Annotated in this window: 21 protein-coding genes; 12 read left to right on the top strand and 9 right to left on the bottom strand. The window is 57.9% G+C overall.

What is annotated here, in order from left to right:
• Positions 1–41: 41 nt before the first annotated feature.
• Positions 42–446: a DM13 domain-containing protein gene (locus ACFIO0_RS06925; RefSeq protein ID WP_390914620.1), complete on the bottom strand. Its 405-nt coding sequence runs from the start codon at positions 444–446 to the stop codon at positions 42–44.
• A 243-nt stretch (positions 447–689) separates the two neighbouring features.
• On the opposite strand from ACFIO0_RS06925, the gene gyrA reads away from it, so the two are divergent.
• Complete coding sequence (gene gyrA, locus ACFIO0_RS06920; RefSeq protein ID WP_390915297.1) at positions 690–3,392, top strand: DNA gyrase subunit A; 2,703 nt, start codon at positions 690–692, stop codon at positions 3,390–3,392.
• 129 nt (positions 3,393–3,521) lie between these two features.
• Here the strand turns inward: gyrA and ACFIO0_RS06915 are convergent, their stop codons facing one another.
• On the bottom strand, positions 3,522–3,869 hold the full coding sequence (locus ACFIO0_RS06915) for a hypothetical protein (protein ID WP_390914619.1): 348 nt from the start codon (positions 3,867–3,869) through the stop codon (positions 3,522–3,524).
• A 435-nt stretch (positions 3,870–4,304) separates the two neighbouring features.
• On the opposite strand from ACFIO0_RS06915, the gene ACFIO0_RS06910 reads away from it, so the two are divergent.
• Together ACFIO0_RS06910 and ACFIO0_RS06905 are read left to right on the top strand one after the other, a co-directional pair.
• Positions 4,305–5,120: a LysR family transcriptional regulator gene (locus ACFIO0_RS06910; RefSeq protein WP_390914618.1), complete on the top strand. Its 816-nt coding sequence runs from the start codon at positions 4,305–4,307 to the stop codon at positions 5,118–5,120.
• A 242-nt stretch (positions 5,121–5,362) separates the two neighbouring features.
• A complete protein-coding gene (locus ACFIO0_RS06905) occupies positions 5,363–5,671 on the top strand; it encodes a hypothetical protein (protein ID WP_390914617.1) in 309 nt (102 codons plus the stop codon).
• A 67-nt stretch (positions 5,672–5,738) separates the two neighbouring features.
• On the opposite strand, the gene ACFIO0_RS06900 is transcribed toward ACFIO0_RS06905, so the two are convergent.
• From ACFIO0_RS06900 to ACFIO0_RS06890, 3 genes are read right to left on the bottom strand one after another with little or no spacing between them, the layout of a single operon-like run.
• Positions 5,739–7,214, bottom strand: a complete 1,476-nt coding sequence (locus ACFIO0_RS06900) for a carboxypeptidase M32 (protein ID WP_390914616.1) — start codon at positions 7,212–7,214, stop codon at positions 5,739–5,741.
• A 3-nt stretch (positions 7,215–7,217) separates the two neighbouring features.
• Positions 7,218–8,363: a heme A synthase gene (gene ctaA, locus ACFIO0_RS06895; RefSeq protein WP_390914615.1), complete on the bottom strand. Its 1,146-nt coding sequence runs from the start codon at positions 8,361–8,363 to the stop codon at positions 7,218–7,220.
• 57 nt (positions 8,364–8,420) lie between these two features.
• Positions 8,421–9,158, bottom strand: coding sequence for a TrmJ/YjtD family RNA methyltransferase (locus ACFIO0_RS06890; RefSeq protein ID WP_390914614.1), 738 nt, complete (start codon positions 9,156–9,158; stop codon positions 8,421–8,423).
• A 142-nt stretch (positions 9,159–9,300) separates the two neighbouring features.
• On the opposite strand from ACFIO0_RS06890, the gene ACFIO0_RS06885 reads away from it, so the two are divergent.
• Positions 9,301–9,930 (top strand): thiamine phosphate synthase, encoded by a 630-nt coding sequence (locus ACFIO0_RS06885; RefSeq protein WP_390914613.1) that lies wholly within the window; start codon positions 9,301–9,303, stop codon positions 9,928–9,930.
• Positions 9,931–9,954: 24 nt separating this feature from the next.
• Here ACFIO0_RS06885 and ACFIO0_RS06880 read toward each other — a convergent pair whose 3' ends face one another.
• Positions 9,955–11,151 (bottom strand): HupE/UreJ family protein, encoded by a 1,197-nt coding sequence (locus tag ACFIO0_RS06880; protein WP_390914612.1) that lies wholly within the window; start codon positions 11,149–11,151, stop codon positions 9,955–9,957.
• On the opposite strand from ACFIO0_RS06880, the gene ACFIO0_RS06875 reads away from it, so the two are divergent.
• From ACFIO0_RS06875 to ACFIO0_RS06860, 4 genes are all read left to right on the top strand, one after another.
• The gene (locus ACFIO0_RS06875) at positions 11,150–11,977 is read left to right on the top strand and encodes a DUF4198 domain-containing protein (RefSeq protein ID WP_390914611.1); all 828 of its coding nucleotides are present in this window, start codon (positions 11,150–11,152) and stop codon (positions 11,975–11,977) included. The two genes, ACFIO0_RS06880 and ACFIO0_RS06875, sit on opposite strands and share 2 nt — an antisense overlap.
• 39 nt (positions 11,978–12,016) lie before the next feature.
• Positions 12,017–12,907 (top strand): PfkB family carbohydrate kinase, encoded by an 891-nt coding sequence (locus ACFIO0_RS06870; RefSeq protein WP_390914610.1) that lies wholly within the window; start codon positions 12,017–12,019, stop codon positions 12,905–12,907.
• Positions 12,907–13,827, top strand: coding sequence for a pseudouridine-5'-phosphate glycosidase (locus ACFIO0_RS06865; protein ID WP_390914609.1), 921 nt, complete (start codon positions 12,907–12,909; stop codon positions 13,825–13,827). Before ACFIO0_RS06870 ends, ACFIO0_RS06865 begins: the two co-directional genes overlap by 1 nt.
• A gap of 95 nt (positions 13,828–13,922) precedes the next feature.
• Positions 13,923–14,672 carry a DUF502 domain-containing protein gene (locus ACFIO0_RS06860; protein WP_390914608.1) on the top strand — a complete coding sequence of 250 codons (750 nt, stop codon included), beginning with the start codon at positions 13,923–13,925 and terminating at the stop codon, positions 14,670–14,672.
• Between the two features lie 8 nt (positions 14,673–14,680).
• Here ACFIO0_RS06860 and ACFIO0_RS06855 read toward each other — a convergent pair whose 3' ends face one another.
• Complete coding sequence (locus ACFIO0_RS06855) at positions 14,681–15,712, bottom strand: patatin-like phospholipase family protein (RefSeq protein ID WP_390914607.1); 1,032 nt, start codon at positions 15,710–15,712, stop codon at positions 14,681–14,683.
• Between the two features lie 22 nt (positions 15,713–15,734).
• Complete coding sequence (locus tag ACFIO0_RS06850) at positions 15,735–16,508, bottom strand: 3-hydroxybutyrate dehydrogenase (protein WP_390915296.1); 774 nt, start codon at positions 16,506–16,508, stop codon at positions 15,735–15,737.
• 329 nt (positions 16,509–16,837) lie between these two features.
• On the opposite strand from ACFIO0_RS06850, the gene ACFIO0_RS06845 reads away from it, so the two are divergent.
• On the top strand, positions 16,838–18,664 hold the full coding sequence (locus tag ACFIO0_RS06845; RefSeq protein WP_390914606.1) for an ABC transporter substrate-binding protein: 1,827 nt from the start codon (positions 16,838–16,840) through the stop codon (positions 18,662–18,664).
• A gap of 74 nt (positions 18,665–18,738) precedes the next feature.
• The gene (locus ACFIO0_RS06840; RefSeq protein ID WP_390914605.1) at positions 18,739–19,392 is read left to right on the top strand and encodes an aquaporin; all 654 of its coding nucleotides are present in this window, start codon (positions 18,739–18,741) and stop codon (positions 19,390–19,392) included.
• Here the strand turns inward: ACFIO0_RS06840 and ACFIO0_RS06835 are convergent.
• On the bottom strand, positions 19,389–20,012 hold the full coding sequence (locus tag ACFIO0_RS06835) for a helix-turn-helix domain-containing protein (protein ID WP_390914604.1): 624 nt from the start codon (positions 20,010–20,012) through the stop codon (positions 19,389–19,391). The two genes, ACFIO0_RS06840 and ACFIO0_RS06835, sit on opposite strands and share 4 nt — an antisense overlap.
• Positions 20,013–20,076: 64 nt before the next feature.
• Here ACFIO0_RS06835 and ACFIO0_RS06830 point away from each other — a divergent pair, with 64 nt between their 5' ends.
• Complete coding sequence (locus ACFIO0_RS06830; protein WP_390914603.1) at positions 20,077–21,585, top strand: AMP-binding protein; 1,509 nt, start codon at positions 20,077–20,079, stop codon at positions 21,583–21,585.
• A 5-nt stretch (positions 21,586–21,590) separates the two neighbouring features.
• Positions 21,591–22,244, top strand: a complete 654-nt coding sequence (locus tag ACFIO0_RS06825) for a DsbA family protein (protein WP_390914602.1) — start codon at positions 21,591–21,593, stop codon at positions 22,242–22,244.
• Positions 22,245–22,356: the final 112 nt, after the last annotated feature.

Below are 22,356 nucleotides of genomic sequence, written 5' to 3'. Positions count from 1 at the left end.
TCTACCCGAGGGACTGAGCAGATGGTTGTTTCGTTACTCTTTTAGAACGACGCGACACCAAGTGGTACGTTGAATTTCACGCAGTAGACAAACACGTCCGTATAGTCGGCGACGTTCACGCCTGCTGGCACTTCGTAGTGCTGTTTGCCGTTGTTTGACACCAGCTTGCCCATCAAGGTTGAGGCGTCGTGCTTGCCGCCCTTGCCAAAGGAAATCTGCGGATCCGGTGCGCCGTCAAACGAGAAATTATCGCTGAGCAACACCACTGTGCGCCCGTCCTTGGTGGTGACGACCCGCACATCACCCGATGTTGCGTGCCCCGATGCGCCAGTAAAGCTGCCCTCGTTCAGGACCTCTTTGATATGAACGTCACCGGCAAAAGCCGTCGATACCGTCAGCACAAAGGCCGCGATCAGGCCAAAACCTACTGCAAAAATCTGTTTCATCTCGTGTTCCTATCTCATTAACTCTTAATTCCAAGTTAGCGCGCATTTGATTAAACTACCAAACACCTCTTCTGACAAACGTGCGATGGATTGTTGCAACGCGCCCAAACCCGTCGAAAACTGCAAACGGCATTGCACAGTATCTGCCATTTCTGATAGAGATACCCCCAAGATATAGAACCCTTTAGAAGATTGGGCCGCCACGTGACCGACACACCGCAACCTCCTGAAAACGATGAAGAAATGCAGCCAGAGCGCCCCGTTTATGACGGCCCCTCGGTTACAATCGAACACGAGATGCGCACGTCCTATCTGGACTACGCCATGTCGGTCATCGTCAGCCGCGCGATTCCTGACCTGCGCGATGGTCTAAAACCGGTCCATCGCCGCATCATCTATTCGATGTACGAAAAGGGTATCACCCACGACAAAACCTACCGCAAATCCGCGAAATCCGTGGGTGACGTGATGGGTTCGTATCACCCGCACGGCGACAGCGCGATCTACGACGCGCTGGTGCGCATGGCCCAAGATTTCTCGATGTCCCTGCCGCTGGTCGATGGCCAGGGCAACTTTGGCTCGATGGACGGCGACAGTGCGGCGGCGATGCGTTACACCGAATCCCGCCTCGACAAAGTCACGTCTTTCATGACCAGCGATCTGGACAAAGACACCGTCGATTTCGCCGACAACTACGATGGCAAAGAACGCGAACCCACTGTTTTGCCTGCACGTTTTCCAAACATGCTGGTCAACGGTGCGGGCGGTATCGCCGTGGGCATGGCCACCAACATCCCGCCGCATAACTTGGGCGAAGTCATCAACGCTTGCCTCGGGTTGATCGAAAATCCTGACTTGTCGTCCGAGGATTTGATCGAATACATTCCCGGTCCCGATTTCCCTACTGGCGGCATCATGCTGGGCCGCACCGGTGCGCGCAAAGCCTACCTTGAAGGCCGCGGCAGCGTCATTATGCGCGCCAAAACCCGGGTTGAAGAAATTCGCAAAGACCGCTGGGCCATTGTCATCGACGAGATCCCCTATCAGGTCAACAAATCCACCATGATCGAACGGATCGCTGAAGCCGCCCGCGACAAAAAGATCGAAGGCATCGCCCACGTCCAGGACGAATCTGATCGCAACGGTGTGCGCGTCGTGATCGAATTGAAACGCGACGCCACAGCCGAAGTTGTGATGAACCAGTTGTTCCGTTTCACACCGATGCAAACCTATTTCGGCTGCAACATGCTGGCCCTGAACGGCGGTCGCCCCGAAACTCTGACGCTGCGCCGGTTCCTCACGTCCTTCATCGATTTCCGCGAAGACGTCGTGGCCCGCCGCACCGCATTCTTGTTGCGCAAAGCCCGCGAACGCAGCCACATCTTGTGCGGTCTGGCCGTCGCCGTGACCAACATCGACGAAATCGTTGCCACGATCCGCTCGTCCGCTGACGCAGGTGAGGCCCGTGAAAAGCTGATGACGCGCCGCTGGCCTGCCGAAAGCATCCTGTCCTACATCGCGCTGATCGACGATCCGACCCACACCGCGAACGACGACGGCACCTACAACCTGTCCGAAACTCAGGCCCGCGCCATTCTGGAATTGCGCCTGCAACGCCTGACCCAGATCGGCGTAAAAGAAGTCACAGACGAGCTGGAAGAACTGGCCGGCAAGATCAAGGAATACCTCGAAATTCTGGGGTCTCGTGACCGGATCATGACGATCATCCGCGAGGAACTGGTTGAAATTCAAGAAAAATTCGCCATTCCGCGCCGCACTGAGATCGTCGACTGGTCCGGTGACATGGACGACGAAGACCTGATCGAAAGTGCGGACATGGTCGTGACCGTGACTTCTGGCGGCTACATCAAACGCACACCGCTCGCTGATTTCCGCGCGCAAAAACGCGGCGGCAAAGGCGTGTCCGGCATGCAAACCAAAGAAGAGGACGTGATCACGACCCTCTTTGTTGCCAACACCCACACGCAGCTGTTGTTCTTTACGACCGACGGTATGGTCTACAAGTTAAAAACCTGGCGCCTGCCCCAAGGTGGCCGCACCGCCAAAGGTAAGGCGATCGTCAACATTCTGCCGATCCCGACCGGCGTTTCCGTGGCTGATATCATGCCCGTGGACCGCGATGAAAAGGAATGGGACGACTTGCAGGTGGTCTTTGCGACCTCCGCAGGCACCGTGCGGCGCAACAAGCTGTCTGATTTTACCAACGTGAAATCCAACGGCAAAATCGCGATGAAATTCGAGGACGATCACGCCGAAACAACGCTGATCAACGCGCGCATCGCCTCAAACGACGAAGACGTGATGCTGATCACCAGCTCGGGGCGCGCGATCCGTTTCCCTGCGACCGACGTGCGGGTGTTCAACTCGCGCAATTCGGTTGGGGTGCGCGGCGTGCGTCTGAACGGCAAAGACACCGTCGTGTCGATGTCGATCATCCGCCACTTTGATGCGACTTCCGAAGAACGCACAGCCTACCTGAAAATGCGCCGCGCCATGGCAGGTTTGACGGATGACGAGGGCGACGAAGAAGAGGCACCAGCCGATCCGAACTTCTCGACCGAACGCTACGCAGAAATGTCAGCTGCCGAAAACTTGATCCTGACCATCACGGCGCAGGGTGCGGGTAAACTATCGTCCTCACACGACTACCCAGTGCGCGGACGTGGCGGCATGGGTGTCACGGCAATGGACAAAGCGATGCGCGGCGGCGAAATCGTCGCCTCCTTCCCTGTAGAACTGGACGATCAGATCATGCTGGCAACGTCCAAAGGCCAATCAATCCGCGTGCCCGTCGAAGGCATCAGCTTTAGATCGCGCAGCGCCGGCGGCGTCAAAGTTTTCAACACCGGCAAAAACGAAGAAGTCGTCAGCGTCGCATGGATCGCAGACCAAGGCGACGAGGACGAAGGCGAAGCCACAGAATAACCACCCGATTGTTCTGATCAAAAATACTCTCCCCGAAGGGGAATCAAAAACGGCGCGCTTGATCTCTCAGGCGCGCCGTTTCTCGTTAAACATCGTTCAGAGTTCCAGATCTGAAACGGATATTTTCGCTTAGGGGTTTGTCGTTGTTGCAACAGTCCCATCGTCACCGAACGCAGCCGCAACCACCAACGCGACCACAATCGCGCCCGCAGCACTTGATCCACTCAGCGTGCCACCAAGCAATGTGCCGTTGCCTGCCAATGCAGCACCATCGCGGATGCAATCACGGTAGCGAATGCCGTTTTCAACACGCAAATTCGGCAGACAATTGTATGTCACGCCGTCAGATCCTGCGACTTGCACAGAATAAACTGTGTCGCCGGATGCGCCGATAACAGATGATTGCTGGGTATCTTGGGCGAACAATGCGTTCGCAGACACGATGCCAATTGCGGCAAGGATGACGAATGTTTTCATAACGATTTTCTCCTATTTAACTCACACTCGGACCCTGACAGGCGAAAAGGTTAATTTTTATGGGAAGAATTCTTTAGAAACCTCAGTTTTAGACAGGCTGGCAAAAAGCCGCTTACCCCCCGCATCAACCGCACATTCGTTGTCGCCAGACCCCGGCCCCGTCACATGTCCCACCCTTGGCAAGACACCAGGCAATGCCTGCGAAATAGGGACCGATGCACTATACAATAGGATAGGCAGCAGCAATTCTGAGAGGCCAACCTATTCCTCCGCTGTGTGGCGTTCATTCTTGCAAGCCCGTATTTACGTTAATGCAGCTCGAATGATCTGGTAAATAATCGTAATGTATCAATATGTTAGCCCGCCTCAGGTTGTCAGAGGCAGGCCGTAACCAGTGATGCCTAGCGTTATTTTCGCAAACTAAAATGGTATGATATGAAAAATTGGGATGATTTACGGTTTTGTCTGGCCTTAGAGCGATATGCGACAATGACCGCCGCCGCCGAGCATTTGGGAACCAACACAGCCACAGTGTCGCGGCGCATTGAGCGGATCACCGAAGAGCTGGGGCAGCCGCTGTTCACCAAAGACGGGCAAAGCTGGCAACCGACATCGCTGGCCACAAAACTCATCTCGATCGCCGCGCAAACCGAAGCGTTCCTGACCAGCGCCCAATCCGAAGAAAACACCTCCAGCAAACACAGCGACATCCGGATCAATGCCCCCCTGCGCATCTTGCAGTCCTACCTTGCGCCAATCATCGGTGAGGTCTCGAACGGTTTGGAAAACGTTACGCTGGTCGTGTCCCTGTATCAGGCCAGTTTGGCGTTTGGCGAAACCGACATCGTGCTGTCGGAACACGAACCAAACGAAGGCCGCCTGATCCGCAAGCGCCTCGGCACAACCCAGTGGCGCAGCTATTGTGACATCAACCATTTCGACAATCTTCAGGGCTGGGGTGACTTGGCGCATCATGAGGACGTCAGCAATGGCCAAGACACTTTGCGCGCCCATTTTGACGCTCCACCAGTTCTAAAAATGGAAGGCCTAAACCTGATGCGCACCGTCATGCGCACCGCCGCGATTGTCTGTAGATTGCCCAAGTTGTTTGCCCAAGAACACCATGACCTGATCGAGGTTCCCATCGGTGTACCCACAACCTCAGAGGTCTGGCTTAGCTATCACTACACGCGCCGCAGCGACACCGTCATACGGGACATTGTGGATATTTTAAGCAATATAAAACAATAGGTTGCGATACTTATCCACAGAAGTGCAACGCCTGATTTGCACAGATCGGTATAGCCGCGTCCACCCGAAATTCGTAGTGTAGTGAAAAACAATTTGGGCAGGAAACTATGATTATCAATTACAGAACTCTGCAAATAGTACCACGTGTCATGGCCGCAACAGGCCTAAGCATCATCTCGGTTCTCAAGCTTGCGTCTTTGCTCGCAAGCGGAACCCATCACACGACAATCCTGTCGTTATGCGTGACTGATTTCTTGGTTTTTGACGCGGTCAACATTGCCTTGCACTGGGTGATCGCATTCTGGCTGCTGTTGGGTATCCGCACGCGGGTCATCGCCAGTTTTGCCTTGCTGATGGTTCTCGCCCAAAGCGCAATCTGCATTGGTCACGTCCAGAACAACATCATCATCACCAGTTACAGCATCAGCCAAATGATCTTCGACCTCAGCTTTCTCTCCATCGTGGCCATCGCCCTCCTGGTGTGCGCGATGTTTGGCGGCGGTGCCCATTCTCTCTGGGCCCGCGGCTGGCAGGGATTGCTGCCGGACTAAACCGGACCCTACGACCACCACCTCAGAGGAGGCTTCGGCCTCCTCTTTTTTTGGTCACCACGATCACTCAGAGCTTGTAGATATCGCCGAATTTGGCCTTGAGATACGCAATCAACGGCTGTTCGGTTGGCGCAAATCCACAGGCGCGTTCGATCACGTCGCGTGGCTCGTAGAGCCCACCGTGGCTTTGCAGGTTGTTCTGCAACCACCCCGTCGCCCGTGCTGTGTCACCGTCGGCCAATTGCTCATCCAGATCCGGAACAGCCGCGCGCAAACCTTCGTGCAAACAGCCAGCATAGACATTGCCCAACGAATACGTCGGGAAATACCCGAACAGACCCACAGGCCAGTGCACGTCTTGCAAAACACCGTTGCTGGGTTTGTCGACGCTATAGCCGAAATCAGCCTCAAAGCGGTCATTCCACGCCGCCTCAAGATCGCCAATCTGCAAATCACCGGCCATCAAGGCGCGCTCCAGATCAAAGCGCAACAGGACGTGCAGGTTGTACTGCACCTCGTCCGCTTCGGTGCGGATATAGCCGTCATTCACACGGTTCACCGTGCCGTAAAACGCATCCGCATCCGGGATGCCAAAGTCGCCAAACGCCGCCTTCATTTCTTCAAACAACCAACCGGTAAATGCACGGCTGCGCCCCATCTGGTTTTCGTAAATCCGGCTTTGGCTTTCGTGCACACCCATCGACACGCCACTGCCCAGCGGGGTCAAAAGATATTCAGGATCAATGCCTTGCTCGTAACACGCATGCCCGACCTCGTGAATTGTCGAATAGAAACAGTTGAACGGATCGGTCTTTGACGTGCGCGTCGTGATCCGCACATCCAGACCCGAACCCGAACTGAACGGATGCACCGCTTTGTCCACGCGCCCATGGCTCATGTCATAGCCAAAGGTCTTGGCCAGATGGCGCGTCAGTTTCATCTGCGCGCCTTCATCGAAATGACCGTCCAGCCGTTGCGGGGCCTCGGCGTCTTTGATCGCAGCACGCAGCGCACTTAATTCCGGACGCAGCGCGCCGAACATCGCCTCTAGCTCGGCACCCGTCGTGCCCGGTTCGTAATCCGCCAGCATCGCGTCGTACACATCGCCGCCCGCAGCCAACGCGGCCCCCTCTTGACGCTTGAGGTTGATGACCTCTTCGAAGGTGGGCAAGAACCCGGCGACGTCATTGTCTTCACGCGCTTCGGCCCAAACGCCCTGCGCCGAGGATGTGACACGGGCCAAAGTCGCGGCCAGATCTGCGGGCACCTTTGAGGCGCGATCAAAGCTGCGTTGAATGTGGCGCACTTGGGCTTTGCCGACCTTGTCCAGCGCCTTGACGTCGATCGCCGCCAGCCAGTCACCCACCCGCGCGTCCATGCGGCGGGCGTGCAAAACGCTCTCGATTGCGGCCATTTCTTCGGCCCGTTGCGGGGCAGCACCACGTGGCATCATCGTTTCCTGATCCCAGCCCAAACGGCCTGCGATTTGCCCCAAGGCTTGGGTGTCGCGCGTGAACGCCATCAAGTCGTCATAAGCAGTCATGGATCAGGTTCCTCGGAGTGAAGTTGGAATTGGATAGGCCGACAAAAAGCGCGCGCGCAGGATCAACACCCACAGGATCACGGCCAAAAGCTGATGGAAAATCGCGATTTCAACGGGCGCGCCTGTCATCACGGTGACAATGCCCAGAACGATCTGCAAGACCATTGCCGCAAACACCGCGTTAAAGGCGAATTGTGTCCGGGGATGCGTGCTTTTGCGCCCCCGCAGCCAGACGAGAATGGCAAAAGCGAACAGCAAATAACCGGTGACGCGGTGAATGAATTGCACCAATCCCGGGCTTTCAAACAGGTTGCGCCAGATCGGTTCGACGATGAAGGCAGACGCCGGAAACACTTGTCCCCCCATCAGCGGCCAATCGGTGTAACTGCGCCCGGCATCAATGCCAGCAACCAGCGCGCCAATCAGAATTTGCAGGAACGCAAAGTGCAAAAGCCCCGTGGACAGGCCGAACAATCTGGCCTCTTTGCCGCGCCGTGCTTGCATCAGATCCCGTTCGGTGCGGCCCATGTTGAAAACGTACCACGCGATGAACCCAAGGATCACAAACGCCAGCCCCAGATGGGTCGCAAGGCGATAGCTCGCCACATCTGTCATGCTCTGCCCCGAGGTCACACCCGATGACACCATCCACCAGCCAATCGCGCCTTGCAGCCCGCCCAGCACGCCGATGAACAGCAAACGCCCCGTCCAACCTGTCGGAATTTGACGGCGGATCAGGAACCAGAAAAAACCGATTGCCCAGACCAGACCGATCAGGCGGCCCAATTGGCGATGGCCCCATTCCCACCAGTAAATCACTTTGAAATCAGACAGTTCCATCCATTGGTTCTGGATCTGGTATTCGTCGATCAGTTTGTATTTCTCAAATGCGATGGCCCAATCCGCAGCGTTCAGCGGCGGGATCACCCCCAGCAGCGGCTTCCATTCGGTGATGCTCAGGCCACTGTCGGTCAGACGGGTCAAACCACCGATGATGATCATCAAAACCACCAGCGCAAACAGCATCATCAGCCAGATGCGAATGGCACCACGCGCACCGCCGCGCCCTTGATCAATCAACCCCGGTTGGGCAACTGGGGCCTGACCCGCCGCGCCCACTTCTTCGAAAATATTACGCTTGGTGCTCATGTGTCTCTCGTGCTTTTTCGCAGAAGGTAGGGCGCGCAGGCGCAGACGTCCAGCAGATCAATCGCCGCGTTCTTTCCAGCGGACCATCTGCCGCAGCATGCCGTGGAACATTTGGATGTCTGCGCGGGTCATCGGCATGCGGCTCCACATGTTGCGCAGATTGGTTTTCATGCTGCGGGCTTTGTGCTCGGGGTAAAAGAAATTGGCGGCCTCGAGGCGGTCCTCATAGTGGCGCGCAAGGTGTTCGACCTCTTGCCCACTGGCCCAGTCGGTGCCTGCCATCTCAACCGTTTCATGTTCGATTTCGCCGCGCTGGCGCATCCATTCGTAGCCCACCAACAGCACGCATTGCGCCAAATTCAGGGATGCAAAATTCGGATTCACCGGGACCGAAATGATCGCGTTGGCTTGCGCGATATCGTCGTTTTCCAGCCCTGCGCGTTCAGGCCCGAACAGCACCGCGACACGACCACCGGCATCAATTTTCTCGGCTGCCAGTTTCATCGCCGCCTCGGGCGAATAGACCGGTTTGGTCAAATCACGCGCCCGCGCGGTGGTCGCAAACACAAACGTACAATCGCTGAGCGATCCGGCCAGATCATCGGTTAACTGCGCGTCATCCAGCAGGCGCCCTGCCCCCGATGCCATCGCCACAGCGGACGGGTTTGGCCAGCCATCACGCGGGGCCACGATCCGCATCCGGTCGAGCCCAAAGTTGTACATCGCGCGCGCCGCCGCCCCGATGTTTTCGCCCATTTGCGGACGCACCAGCACAAAGAAAGGAATATTGCTCATGCTCTTGTCTTTAGTGTTTCAAAACACCCTCCACAATCGCGCCCGCAGTTGTTTGGTCTAAAAAATCAGCACATCGGGCATAAAAGTTTCCTTTTCCAATCCAATCCGCTAGAGCAAGCCCAACAATCAAAGGACGCGACCCATGGCCAAGACCGAAACTGACACGCCGCAGATCTATCTGATCACGCCCACCAGCTTTGATCTGGCCACCTTCGGCCCGCAATTGGCCGCCGTTCTGGATGCCCATGACGTGGCCTGCGTGCGCCTTGTTATGGCCAGCACGGACGAAGGGCTGATCGCCAAAGCCGGTGATGCTTTGCGCGAAATCGCCCATGCGCGGGATGTTGCTATCGTCATTTCTGACCACATCACGATGGTCGAACGTCTTGGGCTGGACGGTGTGCACCTCAGCGACGGGGCCCATCAGGTCCGGTATGCGCGCAAGGAACTGGGTGCGGATGCCATCGTCGGCGTGCATTCAAACACCTCGCGTCACGATGGCATGAGCGCAGGCGAAGCCGGTGCCGATTACGTCTGCTTTGGCCCTGTGCGCGAAAACACCCTAGGCGACGGCAGCTTTGCTGAAACCGATCTGTTCCAGTGGTGGTCCGAAGTGATCGAAGTGCCGGTTGTCGCCGAAGGTCTGATCAATCTCGAGATGATCAAAACCCTGACCCCGATGACAGATTTCTTTGCCATCGGCGACGAGATTTGGGGCACGGATGATCCGGCGGCCACCTTGGGCACGATGATCGACGCGATCAAAGCCTAAAGCCTCGCGTTTATAATCCCGGGCTCATATTATCGTCCGCTCGATCACCCAATAGGCGGCGATTATCGCAATCAGCAGAGATCCAGTGATCGACACCGCCCGCGCCATCACCGCGCGGGTTTGAACCGGCGTTTCATCCTCTGACAGATGCGCGATTTTGGTGGCCTGCGTGGCCAGCCACAACACAACAAACGCCATGGCGATCACCGTCAACTGACCCAATTCGACCCCGATGTTGAACGAAATCAACGCCGGAATGAACTGCCCCTCTGGCAGGCCAAATTCCCCAAGGACTGAGGCAAAGCCAAGCCCGTGCAGCAATCCGAACCCGAAGATAACCATGGGCCGCCAACGGCTTAGCCCCGAGGCAAAGATGTTTTCGACCGCAACGTAGACAATCGAGGCGGCAATCAGCGGCTCCACAATCGAGCCCGGAATATTCACCAAACCAAGTGCTCCAAGCGCCAGCGTTACCGTGTGCGCCAGCGTGAACGCCGACACCTGCCACAGCAGCGCGCGCAGTTGGGTGCTGAGGAAAAACAGGCCCAGCACGAACAGGATGTGATCCAGCCCTTGCGGCAAAATGTGGTCAAATCCGACGGGAATATAGGCCACAAACGTCTGCCATCCCGTCATCTGTCCCCCGCCCTTTAGGGAAATATCATCGCTAGAGGTGCCGGGATCAATGTAGCCGGTGAACGGTTCATCCACCCCGTTTTGACGCAGCACCAGTGGCCCGTGCCCCTGCGGCCACGTGACGGCAACGACGTCCGCATCGGGATCAATCGGCGCGCTCAGCACCAGTTCGGACACGCGCGGCACTTCTAGATCGACGGTCTGTGGCACGCTGAACACTTCGATGTCCAGAACCACCGGCGCGCCGTCCACCGTGATCAGCGGCACCGCGTTGAACCGGTCGATCAGCGCGGGCAATCGCACCTCTAGTTCCGGTGCGGTCAGGGCGCGTAAGGCGTCGTAATCCTCGGCCTGCTCGGCCTCGTCCGTGTCGGTGATTACATCCAGATTGATGCCGGCCAGAAACGCTTCGAAATTCGCGCTCATGGTGAACACGATGTGGTCTTCTTCGACCTCGATGTTTGCAATTGTCGGCAAGGTTTCGTGCGCAGTCACAACATTGGCATGCACCATCGCCACGCCAACGCTTGACAACACAACCACAAAGCGCAGCTTAAGGCACAACCACAAGAAAGCCCGTATCATGAATTTGCCTCAATTTATCCGCACGGCCTGTTGTGCCGCTGTTCTGGGTGGACTGTCTACAGTATTCGCGCCCACCAACGTGTTCGCGCACGAGTTTTGGATCGAACCGGAAAAGTTTCAAGTCGAAACTGGCGACACGTTGGTCGTGGACCTTCGCAACGGGCAAGAGTTCGCCGGATCAAAGCTCGCGTATTTCGAAAACAGCTTTACCCGCTTTGATGTGGCGATGGATGATCAGATCACGCCGGTGGATGGGCGCATGGGCGACAGGCCCGCGATGCAGATGGTGCCGGATGCTGACGGATTGCTGGTGATCCTGCACGAAACCACGCCCGCCAAAGTACGCTACAAAGAATGGCCAAAGTTTCTGAAATTCGCCGCGCACAAGGATTTTGCAGACATCGAATCCCGTCACGACGCGCTGGGGTTTGCGCGCGACAGTTTCCGCGAAAGCTATACCCGCCACGCCAAGGCTCTCGTGGCTGTCGGTGACGGTGCCGGATCTGACCGTGCATTTGGCCTGAAAACCGAATTTGTCGCGCTGAGCAATCCTTATGCCGCCGATTTCGACGGGCAAATGCAAGTCCAAGTGCTGCTGGACGACGCACCCCGCACAGACGCCCAGATCGAAGTCTTTCACCGCGCAACGGACGGCACCGTGACGATCACGCTAGAGCGTACCGATGATCAAGGGCGCGCAACGGTCCCCGTGATCACGGGCGACTATCTGTTTGATGCCGTGGTCCTGCAACCCTTTGACGGGACCGGCCCCGAAGACGTCGTGTGGCAAACCTTTTGGGCCGCGCTGACGTTTCACGTCGACTAGCGGCTTGCGCCCCGCGCCAAAGGCCGCCAAAACCGAAGCATGAATTCAACACCTGATATTTTGTGCATCGGCAGCGTCTTGTGGGACGTGATTGGCCGATCTTCGCGTGTGATGCGCCAAGGCTCTGATGTGCCGGGCCGCATCAGCCGTTTGCCCGGCGGCGTGGCCATGAACATCGCCATGATCGTGGCGCGGTTCGGGTTAACGCCAGCCTTGCTGACCGCCATCGGGCGCGACCCCGAGGGCGACGAGCTGATCACAGCCTGCACAGCGCGCGGGCTGATCACCGACACGGTCTACCGCTCCGATGATTTGCCCACCGACCAGTACATGGCCGTCGAGGGCGCGAACGGCCTGATCGCCGCCATCGCCGATGCCCATTCACTCGAGGCCGCAGGCGCAAAAATCCTGCGCCCGCTAAGCGATGGCACCCTCGCCGATACGGCCAACCCCTACACCGGGCTGATTGCGCTCGACGGTAATCTGACTGTCGAATTGCTGTCGGAAATTGCGACCAGCACGGCGCTCGCGCAGGCGGATTTGCGGGTGGCACCTGCGTCGCCGGGCAAGGCCGAACGCCTGCTGCCATTCCTGAACGCCGCACGCGGCACGCTGTATGTGAACCTCGAAGAAGCAGGTTTGCTGTGCAAGGCCACCTTTGCGGACACGACCACCGCCGCGCGGGCGTTGCTGAAACGCGGCGCGCAACGGGTTTTGGTCACGAATGGCGGCTCTGACGCCTCTGAGGGCAGCGCCGATGGCATCATCAGCCAGACCCCGCCGCAAGTTCTGGTCACCCGCATCACCGGCGCCGGCGACACGTTCATGGCCGCCCACATCGCCGCCGAGGCCCGTGGCGCAGGACGCGCCGAAGCGCTCGATCAAGCCCTACAAGCCGCAGCCACCTATGTTTCCGGAGAATCCGTCTAATGCCGCTCATCACCCCCTCGTCCGAGGTCGCAACCGCCCTGAAAAACGGCACGCCAATCGTTGCGTTAGAAAGCACGATCATCACCCACGGGATGCCCTATCCGCAAAACCTGGAGGTCGCGCGGCAGGTCGAATCCGACGTGCGCGCATCAGGCGCTGTGCCTGCAACCATGGCTGTGATGAACGGCACGCTGCACGCCGGATTGGACGACGATCAACTGGTCGCCCTGGCCCAAGCCAAAGGTGTCGCGAAACTGTCGCGCGCGGACATGGCCGCCTGCATCGCCACGGGCGGCACCGGGGCGACAACGGTCGCGGCGACGATGATCGCAGCACGCCTCGCTGGCATTCACGTCTTTGCCACCGGTGGCATCGGCGGTGTGCACAAAGGTGCGGAACTTAGCTTTGACATCTCGGCCGATCTGCTGGAACTGGCGCAAACGCCGGTGACCGTCGTGGCCGCTGGTGCCAAAGCCATCCTAGATATTCCCAAAACGCTCGAGGTGCTGGAAACCCAAGGCGTGCCGGTCATCGCCTACGGCCAAAACGACATGCCCGCATTCTGGTCGCGTCACAGCGACATCAACGCGCCCTTGCGCATGGACACCGCAGCCCAGATCGCCGTCGCGCATCATTTGCGCGGTCAAATGGGCATTCCCGGCGGGCAGTTGATCGCCAACCCGATCCCGCAAGACGCCGAAATCAGCGCCGACATTCTGGCCCCGATCATTGCGCGCGCGCAGACCGATGCGGAGGCCCACAACATCACCGGCAAAGGCGTGACCCCCTACCTGTTGCAGCGAATCTTTGAGCTGACAAAAGGCAAATCGCTGGACGCCAATATCGCGCTGGTGCGCAACAATGCCCGTCTGGCTGCGCAAATTGCCGCTGAATTGGGCACACTGCACGCGCGCGCCTAGCCCTAAGCGCCCTCGTACCCTACGACGACAGCCAGTGCCATTGTAGTACCTGAGCAAAACGCATACCAAGTTTGAGTGAACTATCCGGACCTGTCATGAACACGCCTTTTGATCCAGAAACTCCGCGCCGCCCTGGCGTGATCTCGCGACTGCGCTCGTCCTTTTTGACAGGGCTTGTGGTTGTGGCACCGGTTGGCCTGACGATCTGGCTGATCTGGACGGTCGTGGGCTGGTTTGACGGATTTGTGTGGAACGTGGTGCCCAGAGGCTGGCAGCCCGATTCCCTTGTGAACTACTTTTTGGGCCACGAAAAATTCATCGGCGTCGGGCCATCACGCGAACCGAACCCAAATTGGGTGACGGTCAACGTGCGCGGTGTCGGCCTGATCGTGTTCCTGATTTTCACCATCATCATGGGGTGGATGGCCAAAGGCATCATCGGGCGTTCGTTCATCCGTTTCGCCGAAAGTTTGGTGGAACGCACGCCGGTTGTGCGCTCGATTTATTCGGGCATCAAACAAATCTCGGAAACGGTATTTGCCCAGACGGAACGATCATTCGAGACCGCCTGCCTGATCGAATATCCGCGCAAAGGCATCTGGGCGATCGGATTTATTTCCACGCCCGCCAAAGGCGAAATCACCCAGCGCGCCGGCAACACCGGCGAATTGCTGTCGGTGTTTTTGCCAACAACACCCAACCCGACGTCCGGATTCTTGTTGTTTGTGCCCGCCGAAGACGTGATCGAACTGGACATGTCGGTCGAGGATTCCGCCAAACTGGTGATCTCGGCCGGTCTGGTCTATCCAAACGGCAAAGACCCCAGCGTGCCACCCGAAAGCTAGCCCAAAGTTTAGGCGAACATGTCGCGCAGTTTTAACGTCGAGCGCGCGTTCAAATCATCAAAATGCTGATCCAGAAACGCTTGTGCGGCCTTAACACCTGCGTCGCGTAACGTTTCGATGATGTAGCCGTTTGGTACTGATTTGGTCGCAATCGACAGATCATTCATCAGCGCATCATCGGCAATCATATGCGTAAACACTTGCGACATGCGGCCCGGCTTTAGCGTGCCATCCTCAAGCAATCGTTGCACAAAATCGATCGCACGCATTTCGCGCAGCAGTGACGAATTAAAGCTGATCTCGTTCAGACGGTTCTGGATTTGCTGCGGGGTTTTGGGCAGCTCTGCGCGTTCCAGCGGGTTGATGTTGATCACCACGATGTCCTCGGGCAGCGTGCCATCAAACAGCGGAAACAGCGCCGGATTGCCGGTATAACCGCCATCCCAGAACGCCTCGGTCTGGCCGGTTTCACTGTCAAACATCTCGACCGCTTGGAACATTGTTGGCAAACAGGCCGAGGCTAAAATCGCATCCGTCGTGACCTCTTCGGCCCGAAACACCCGCAGCTTGCCGTTGCGCACGCGCGTGGCGTTGATGAACAGCGCGGGGCCCTCATCGGCGCAGATGGACGCGAAATCAAACTGATCCACAATGGCGCGCAACGGGTTGTTGTAAAACGGACCGTAAGAATAGGGCGACACCAACCGCGAGAACGCCTCGCCCATCAGATAGGGCAACGACGCGCCAATGGCATTGCTGACACCGGCGGGGCCAAACGGCGTAAGCCATTGATGCAAAGGCTCGGTTTGCGAGGCACCGATTTGCCCCCACAGCCAATTCAGGTTTTCACGCGCACCCTCGCGCCCGCCTTTTATCATGCCCGCCTTGAGCGCCGCACCATTCAGCGCCCCCGCCGAAGTGCCGGACAAGCCTGCGATTTCGATACGCGCGTCAGCAAGCAAACAATCAAGCGCCCCCCACGTGAACGCGCCATGCGCACCACCGCCCTGCAGGGCGAGGTTGATCTTTTTGGGGGGCATAAAACTATCCTGTCAGGTCGGGTTAAAGGGCGGTCCAGCCGCCATCGACGCTGACCGCCGTGCCGGTAATCTGGTCTGCAAATTCAGAACACAAGAACGCTGCCGTGCCGCCCATCTGCTCGACTGTGGCGAATTCCTTGGACGGCTGACGTTTTAACATAACGTTCTTGATCACGTCCTCGCGGCTCATGTCGTATTCTTTCATCGTGTCAGGAATTTGCGATTCCACCAAAGGCGTCAACACGTAGCCCGGACAAATCGCGTTTGCCGTGATCGGGTCGGTGGCGGTTTCAAGCGCCGTGGTTTTGGTCAAACCGATGATGCCGTGCTTGGCCGCGATGTAGGCAGATTTGAACGGCGACGCGGTTAACCCGTGGGCCGAGGCGATGTTCACCACCCGCCCCCAACCAGCCTCGCGCATCGCAGGCAACGCCGCAGCGGTCGTGTGAAACGCCGAGGACAAATTGATCGCGATGATCGCGTCCCATTTTTCCGGCGGAAAGTTTTCCAGCGCGGCCACATGCTGGATGCCCGCGTTGTTCACCAAAATATCGCAACGGCCCGCGTCTGCGATCAACTGGCGACACTGATCGCCCTTGGACATGTCGGCCTGCACATATTTCGCGTTTACGCCAAAGTCGCGCGCGATGTCGGCGGCCAGCGCGTGATCTTCGTCAGTGTTGGAGAAACTGTTCAGCACGACATCGGCGCCCGCACGCGCAAATTGCTGCGCAATGCCAAGGCCAATGCCCGAATTGGAACCGGTGATGACAGCCGTTTTGCCGCCAAGATCAATACTGATTGCCATGATATTTTTCCTTTGCGCTGAGTTGCGCGGACTATGTCATGCTGCAGGTGCGAAAGGAATGGAAAAGCGATCACGATGCAGATACGACGACATTTGTAACCGGCTCTTGCCGAATACCGATGTGCCAAAAAAAAACGCCAGCACAAGGCTGGCGTAAAGTTATTGAGGCAGGTTTCATACAGGCAAGAAACCTATCGAGCAGTAAGCTCTTTATAAGCAATTGGTTGCCCGCGGCCAAGCTTAAAGTTTGAACTTAGATCAAAGCCCCGTTACGCAAAGGGTTAACAAAACAAGGGATCATAGGGATTGTTGCCAAAATGGGGTTAGTATTTTTCCAATCTGTGCGGGTAAAAATCCAGCATTTTGCAGCTGCAGCGATGGTGATTCTGCTGCCCAATCTGGCCCTGACAGAATCGGCGCATGGCATAGCTATGTATGGCGCACCGGCCTTGCCGCCAGATTTTGTGTCCCTGCCCTATGCCAACCCCGATGCCCCCAAAGGCGGGTCTATCGTTTTGGGCAACACCGGTGGCTTTGATTCCCTGAACCCGTTTACGGTTAAAGGAACGTCACCATGGCAGCTTTCAATCTTTACACACGAAAGCCTGATGGGCCGTTCTTTGGACGAACCATTCACGCTTTACGGTCTTTTGGCCGAATCGGTTGAGGTGCCTGACGACCGCTCTTGGGTCGAATTCACCCTGCGCGATTCGGCCAGATTTTCGGATGGATCACCGGTCACAATTCCCGATGTGATGTGGTCGTTTAAAACTTTGGGAACCACTGGCCATCCAAAATATCGCGGCCTTTGGTCCAAAATCGACGCGATGGAACAATCCGGTCCGTCCTCGATCCGCTTCACATTCAAAGAAGACAACCGCGAGCTGGCCTTGTTGGTCGGCATGCGCCCGATCCTGAAAGCCGCCCAATGGGAGGGCAAGGTTTTTGCCGACGCCCAACTGAACGACGTGCCCATCGGCACCGGCCCCTATGTCGTCGACAGCTTTGAGGGCGGCCGTTTTGTATCGCTGAAACGCAATCCCGATTATTGGGGGGCAGAGCTGCCGTTGCGCAAAGGCACCCATAATTTCGACACGGTCAGATTGGATTTTTACGGCGATGCCACAGCCCTGCTTGAAGGGTTCAAAGCGGGCTACATTTCGGCGGCGCGCGAATTCAATGCCGAGCGTTGGAACAAGCGTTACAATTTCCCGCGGGCTCTGAATGGCGAGGTCGTCAAAACCGAAATCCCGCATCAAAAGCCCTCGGGCATGACGGGTTTCGTGATCAACACCCGCCGTGCGCCGTTTGATGACTGGCGTGTGCGCGAGGCGCTGATCCAGGCGTTCAACTTTGAATACATCAACACGACGCTGACCGGTGGCGCGCAGCCGCGCATCAGCTCGTATTTTTCGAACTCGGTTCTGGCGATGAAACCCGGTGCCGCGACGGGCCGCACGCTGGATTTGCTGCAACCATTCGCCGACACGATGCCGCCCGGTTTGATCGACGGCTACACCCTGCCCGAAACCAATGGTCGCGAAAGCAATCGTAAGGGTATTCGCGCCGCGTTGTCGCTGCTGGAACAAGCCGGTTGGACGCCGGTCCAAGGCGAAATGCAAAACGCTGACGGCACACCGCTGACCCTGACGATCCTTTTGGCGCAAGGCAGTTCAGAGCACAAAGCCATCGCCGACATCTATCTGGGCGCGCTGAAACGGCTCGGGATTCGTGCCACGGTCGAGACGACTGACGATGCGCAATACGTGGCGCGCACGGGCAAATTCGACTTTGATCTGACGTATTACCGCCGCGCTTTGTCCCTGTCACCGGGCAACGAACAACAGTTCTATTGGGGGTCCGAGGCCGCGGCATTGCAAGGCAGCCGCAACCTGATGGGGGCCACCAGCCCTGCCGTCGATGCCATGGTCCAAGCGATGTTAAACGCCAAAGGGCACGACGATTTTGTCGCCGCTGTGCGCGCGCTGGATCGGGCTTTGATGGCCGGTCGCTACGTGATCCCGTTCTGGCAATTCACCTCTGGTCGCATCGCCCACATGCGCGAAATGCAGTTCCCGCAAACGCTGCCAATCTACGGCGACGGCCCGCGTTACATGCCCGAAGTTTGGTGGTGGCAGGATTAGTGGCGCTGGCGCGTCACAAAACCATTACACATCGGACTTATTGCACTGAAAAATCATTACAGAAAGCGCCCCACATGATCCGTAAACTTGCCGCCGAAGGGCTGGGCACCGCCCTTTTGCTGATCGGCGTTGTTGGCTCCGGCATCATGGGCGCGGCCCTTGCTGACGGGAATGATGCGATTGCACTGCTGGCCAACGCGATTGCGACGGGCTGTATGTTGTACGTGATCATCACGGTGCTTGGCCCGATTTCGGGCGCGCATTTCAACCCTGCGGTCACGCTCGCATTCTGGCTGCGGGGCGAGATCGCAGCGCCCCTCGCGGGTGCCTACGTCATCGTGCAAATCCTGTGCGGGATCGCTGGCGTTTGGGCGACACATCTGATGTTTGACCTGTCGATTTTGCAAACCTCGACCACGATGCATCGCACCGGCATTGCGCAGTGGTCCTCTGAAATCATCGCGACCTTCGGGCTGTTGTTCGTGATTTTTGGTGGCATTCGCAGCAAACCCGACGCGGTGCCAGCGCTGGTCGCCATGTACATCACCGGGGCCTACTGGTTCACGTCATCCACCAGTTTTGCCAACCCTGCGGTGACGATCGCGCGTGGGTTCAGCGACACATTTGCAGGCATTTATCCCGGCCACATCGCAGCCTTCATCGCAGCCCAACTGCTGAGCGTTTGCATCACACATTTCATCCTGAAATCGCTGCTGGCTGACGACTAGCCTAGCGTCGTCACCCACAAGATCGACGCGTCTTCGTCGCTGGTCGACACCACATTGTGGCCCATCGTGGCATCGTAATACGCACTGTCGCCGCGCCGCATATCGACCGGTTCGTAGAACTCTGTGTACAAACGCACAACGCCGGTCAGCACGAACAAAAACTCTTCGCCTTCATGGCGCACCCAGCCGTCAAATTCATCCATCGAGCGCGCCCGCACCCGTGCCCGATACGGCAACATTTTCTTTTGGGTCAGCGTCTCGGCCAGCAATTCATGTTCATACGTCACAGTGGCCTGCGCGTTGCCGCTGCCCATTTTGGTGACGGTCATGCGCCCACCAACCTGCCCGCTTTCGGGCGGCGTAAACAGCTGGGGTACGGATATTTCCAAGCCCACAGCCAGCTTTTTCAACGCGTCATAGGTCGGCGACATCTGCCCGTTTTCGATCTTGGACAGGGTGGATCGCGCTAGCCCCGCCTGCCCTGCGGCCTGCTCCAACGTCCAGTCGCGCGCTTTGCGCAACGCGCGCACCCGCACCCCCAGATCCAAAGGTTCTGCCGTTTCGGATTGCCCGTTCTGGCGGGCGATTTGGATCAGCGATTTGGGGTCTTTGCCTGTCATGCACGATCTATAAGACGCGCGCGCGTGCCTTGCAACGTCGCGGGTGCCGCGCTAGCAAGCATGGATGTTGTCAGTCGTCCAAAGCCCCCCCATTTCCCCGCCGCCTGCCTCGTTCAACATGGCGCAATACGTTTTGGGCAAGGCGCGCACGCAACCTGACAAAATCGCGCTCAGCGTGTTACATGACACTGCGCCGGACCACTGGACCTACGCCGATCTTGAGGCCGCCGTTTTGGGCACCGCCACCGGATTGCTGAACGCAGGTGCGCGCGCTGGCGATACCGTTTTGATGCGTCTGGGCAATACGGTTGATTTCCCGCTGGCCTACCTCGGGGCGTTGGCCGCAGGCATGGTTGTGGTTCCGACATCCGCCGCGCTGACGATGCCCGAAGTCGCGCAGATCATCACCGATCTGTCGCCAAAACTGATCTTGCACGATCCCGATGTGCCCTGCCCAAAGGCTGGCAACATCATCGCGCTGGACGCACTGCACGCCATGCGCACGCTGCCCGCCGCCAGCTATCACATGGGCGATCCAAATCGTTTGGGCTACGTCATCTACACCTCTGGCACCTCGGGCAAACCACGCGCGGTCGCCCACGCGCACCGCGCGATTTGGGCCCGTCAGATGATGTTTCAGGGCTGGTACGATCTGCACAGCGATGACCGTGTGCTGCACGCAGGCGCATTCAACTGGACCTACACGCTAGGCACCGGTCTGATGGATCCGTGGACCGTTGGGGCCACCGCCCTGATCCCTGCGCCGAACACGCCCTCGGCTGACTTGCCGACCCTTTTGGCCACTCACAACGCCACGATTTTTGCAGCTGCACCGGGGGTTTACCGCCAACTCTTAAAGTCCGCAAGCACGCTAAACCTACCCGATTTACGCCACGGGCTCAGCGCGGGTGAAAAGCTGCCAATCGCGACAACGACCGCTTGGGAACAGGCCACCGGCACGCAAATATTCGAAGCATACGGCATGTCCGAATGTTCTACGTTTCTGTCATCCAGCCCCAAAGCACCCGCCTCTGCAGGCGCGCTTGGCTTTGCCCAAACCGGACGGCGCGTCGCGATCCTTGGGGCAAACGGGCCGGTCCCCATCGGCGATGCGGGCACAATCGCCATTCACAACTCCGACCCCGGTTTGATGCTCGGCTACCTGAACGCACCGGATGAAACCGCATCCAAAATGCAAGGCGACTGGTTCTTGACGGGGGATCAAGGCGTGATGCGCGACACCGGCGAAATCAGCTATCTGGGCCGCAACGACGACATGATGAACGCAGGCGGTTACCGGGTTTCCCCCATCGAGGTCGAACAGGCGCTGACCGGATTCGCAGGCCTGACGTCCGTCGCCGCCACCCAAGTCGAAATCAAAGCCGACACCTTTGTGATCGCCGCCTTTTACACCAGCCCCGCCCCTCTGGACGAAGCCGCGCTGCGCGCTTATGTCAGGGACAAAATCGCCGCCTACAAACAGCCGCGCCTGTACGTCCACATCGACGCGCTGCCACTGGGCGGAAACGGAAAAATCTTGCGCCGCCAGTTGCGCACCACTTGGAAAGCCTGACGCCCATGCCTGATACGATTATCGAACGCCCCGTCAAACTGGATATCATGTCTGACCCGATCTGCCCGTGGTGCTTTATCGGCAAGGCGCATCTGGATGTGGCACTGGCCGCCAACCCCGATCACCCGTTCAACATCGAATGGCACCCCTTTCAGCTGAACCCCGATATGCCGCGTGATGGCATGGGGCGGCGCGACTACCTAGAGGGCAAATTCGGTGGCAAAGAAGGGGCCGTGCGCGCCTATGCCCCCGTGGTCGAGCACGCGGAAAAAGCTGGCCTAAAGATCGACTTTGAAGGCATGCAGCGCACGCCAAACACGCTGAACGCCCACCGTCTGATCCACTGGGCTGGCATCGAGGGGCGTCAAACAGCCGCTGTCGCCGCCTTGTTCAAAGCGTATTTCACCGACGCGCGCGACATTGGCGACAAGGACGTGCTGGCCGATATCGCCGACGGCATCGAAATGGATGCCTCGATGGTGTTGCGCTTGCTCGCCACGGACGAAGACACCCAATCGATCAAAGATCGCGACGCACACAGCCGCGCAATGGGTATAGCATCGGTTCCGACCTTTATCGTGGGCGGGCAACACGCCGTTCCAGGCGCACAACCGCCAGAATTGTGGGCCAAAGTGATTGCCGAAGTCTCAGGCAAATAACCGCCAGAGTTTCAGGCAAATAGTCGCCAATTTTCATTCGCCCTCACGTCACTGTCGAATTGCTGTTTTCAACCGCAGGTAAATGCGCCATAAAATCCGTGACGCGCTTTAG

This window comes from Pseudosulfitobacter sp. SM2401, from assembly GCF_042932805.1.
Taxonomy (GTDB): Bacteria; Pseudomonadota; Alphaproteobacteria; order Rhodobacterales; family Rhodobacteraceae; genus Ascidiaceihabitans.
Note: the sequence above shows the minus strand (reverse complement) of the source record. Positions and strands in the feature narration are given on the sequence as shown.

Excerpts from the sequence above, each read along its gene's own strand:
- ACFIO0_RS06835 (WP_390914604.1), bottom strand. The coding sequence starts at position 20,012 with ATGACAGGCAAAGACCCCAAATCGCTGATCCAAATCGCCCGCCAGAAC.
- ACFIO0_RS06900 (WP_390914616.1), bottom strand. The coding sequence starts at position 7,214 with ATGACTGCTTATGACGACTTGATGGCGTTCACGCGCGACACCCAAGCC.
- ACFIO0_RS06830 (WP_390914603.1), top strand. The coding sequence starts at position 20,077 with ATGTTGTCAGTCGTCCAAAGCCCCCCCATTTCCCCGCCGCCTGCCTCG.
- ACFIO0_RS06840 (WP_390914605.1), top strand. The coding sequence starts at position 18,739 with ATGATCCGTAAACTTGCCGCCGAAGGGCTGGGCACCGCCCTTTTGCTG.
- ACFIO0_RS06870 (WP_390914610.1), top strand. The coding sequence starts at position 12,017 with ATGAATTCAACACCTGATATTTTGTGCATCGGCAGCGTCTTGTGGGAC.
- gyrA (WP_390915297.1), top strand. The coding sequence starts at position 690 with ATGCAGCCAGAGCGCCCCGTTTATGACGGCCCCTCGGTTACAATCGAA.
- ACFIO0_RS06845 (WP_390914606.1), top strand. The coding sequence starts at position 16,838 with ATGGGGTTAGTATTTTTCCAATCTGTGCGGGTAAAAATCCAGCATTTT.
- ACFIO0_RS06865 (WP_390914609.1), top strand. The coding sequence starts at position 12,907 with ATGCCGCTCATCACCCCCTCGTCCGAGGTCGCAACCGCCCTGAAAAAC.
- ACFIO0_RS06910 (WP_390914618.1), top strand. The coding sequence starts at position 4,305 with ATGAAAAATTGGGATGATTTACGGTTTTGTCTGGCCTTAGAGCGATAT.
- ACFIO0_RS06880 (WP_390914612.1), bottom strand. The coding sequence starts at position 11,151 with ATGATACGGGCTTTCTTGTGGTTGTGCCTTAAGCTGCGCTTTGTGGTT.
- ACFIO0_RS06825 (WP_390914602.1), top strand. The coding sequence starts at position 21,591 with ATGCCTGATACGATTATCGAACGCCCCGTCAAACTGGATATCATGTCT.
- ACFIO0_RS06875 (WP_390914611.1), top strand. The coding sequence starts at position 11,150 with ATGAATTTGCCTCAATTTATCCGCACGGCCTGTTGTGCCGCTGTTCTG.
- ACFIO0_RS06890 (WP_390914614.1), bottom strand. The coding sequence starts at position 9,158 with ATGAGCAATATTCCTTTCTTTGTGCTGGTGCGTCCGCAAATGGGCGAA.
- ACFIO0_RS06860 (WP_390914608.1), top strand. The coding sequence starts at position 13,923 with ATGAACACGCCTTTTGATCCAGAAACTCCGCGCCGCCCTGGCGTGATC.
- ctaA (WP_390914615.1), bottom strand. The coding sequence starts at position 8,363 with ATGAGCACCAAGCGTAATATTTTCGAAGAAGTGGGCGCGGCGGGTCAG.
- ACFIO0_RS06925 (WP_390914620.1), bottom strand. The coding sequence starts at position 446 with ATGAAACAGATTTTTGCAGTAGGTTTTGGCCTGATCGCGGCCTTTGTG.
- ACFIO0_RS06915 (WP_390914619.1), bottom strand. The coding sequence starts at position 3,869 with ATGAAAACATTCGTCATCCTTGCCGCAATTGGCATCGTGTCTGCGAAC.
- ACFIO0_RS06855 (WP_390914607.1), bottom strand. The coding sequence starts at position 15,712 with ATGCCCCCCAAAAAGATCAACCTCGCCCTGCAGGGCGGTGGTGCGCAT.
- ACFIO0_RS06885 (WP_390914613.1), top strand. The coding sequence starts at position 9,301 with ATGGCCAAGACCGAAACTGACACGCCGCAGATCTATCTGATCACGCCC.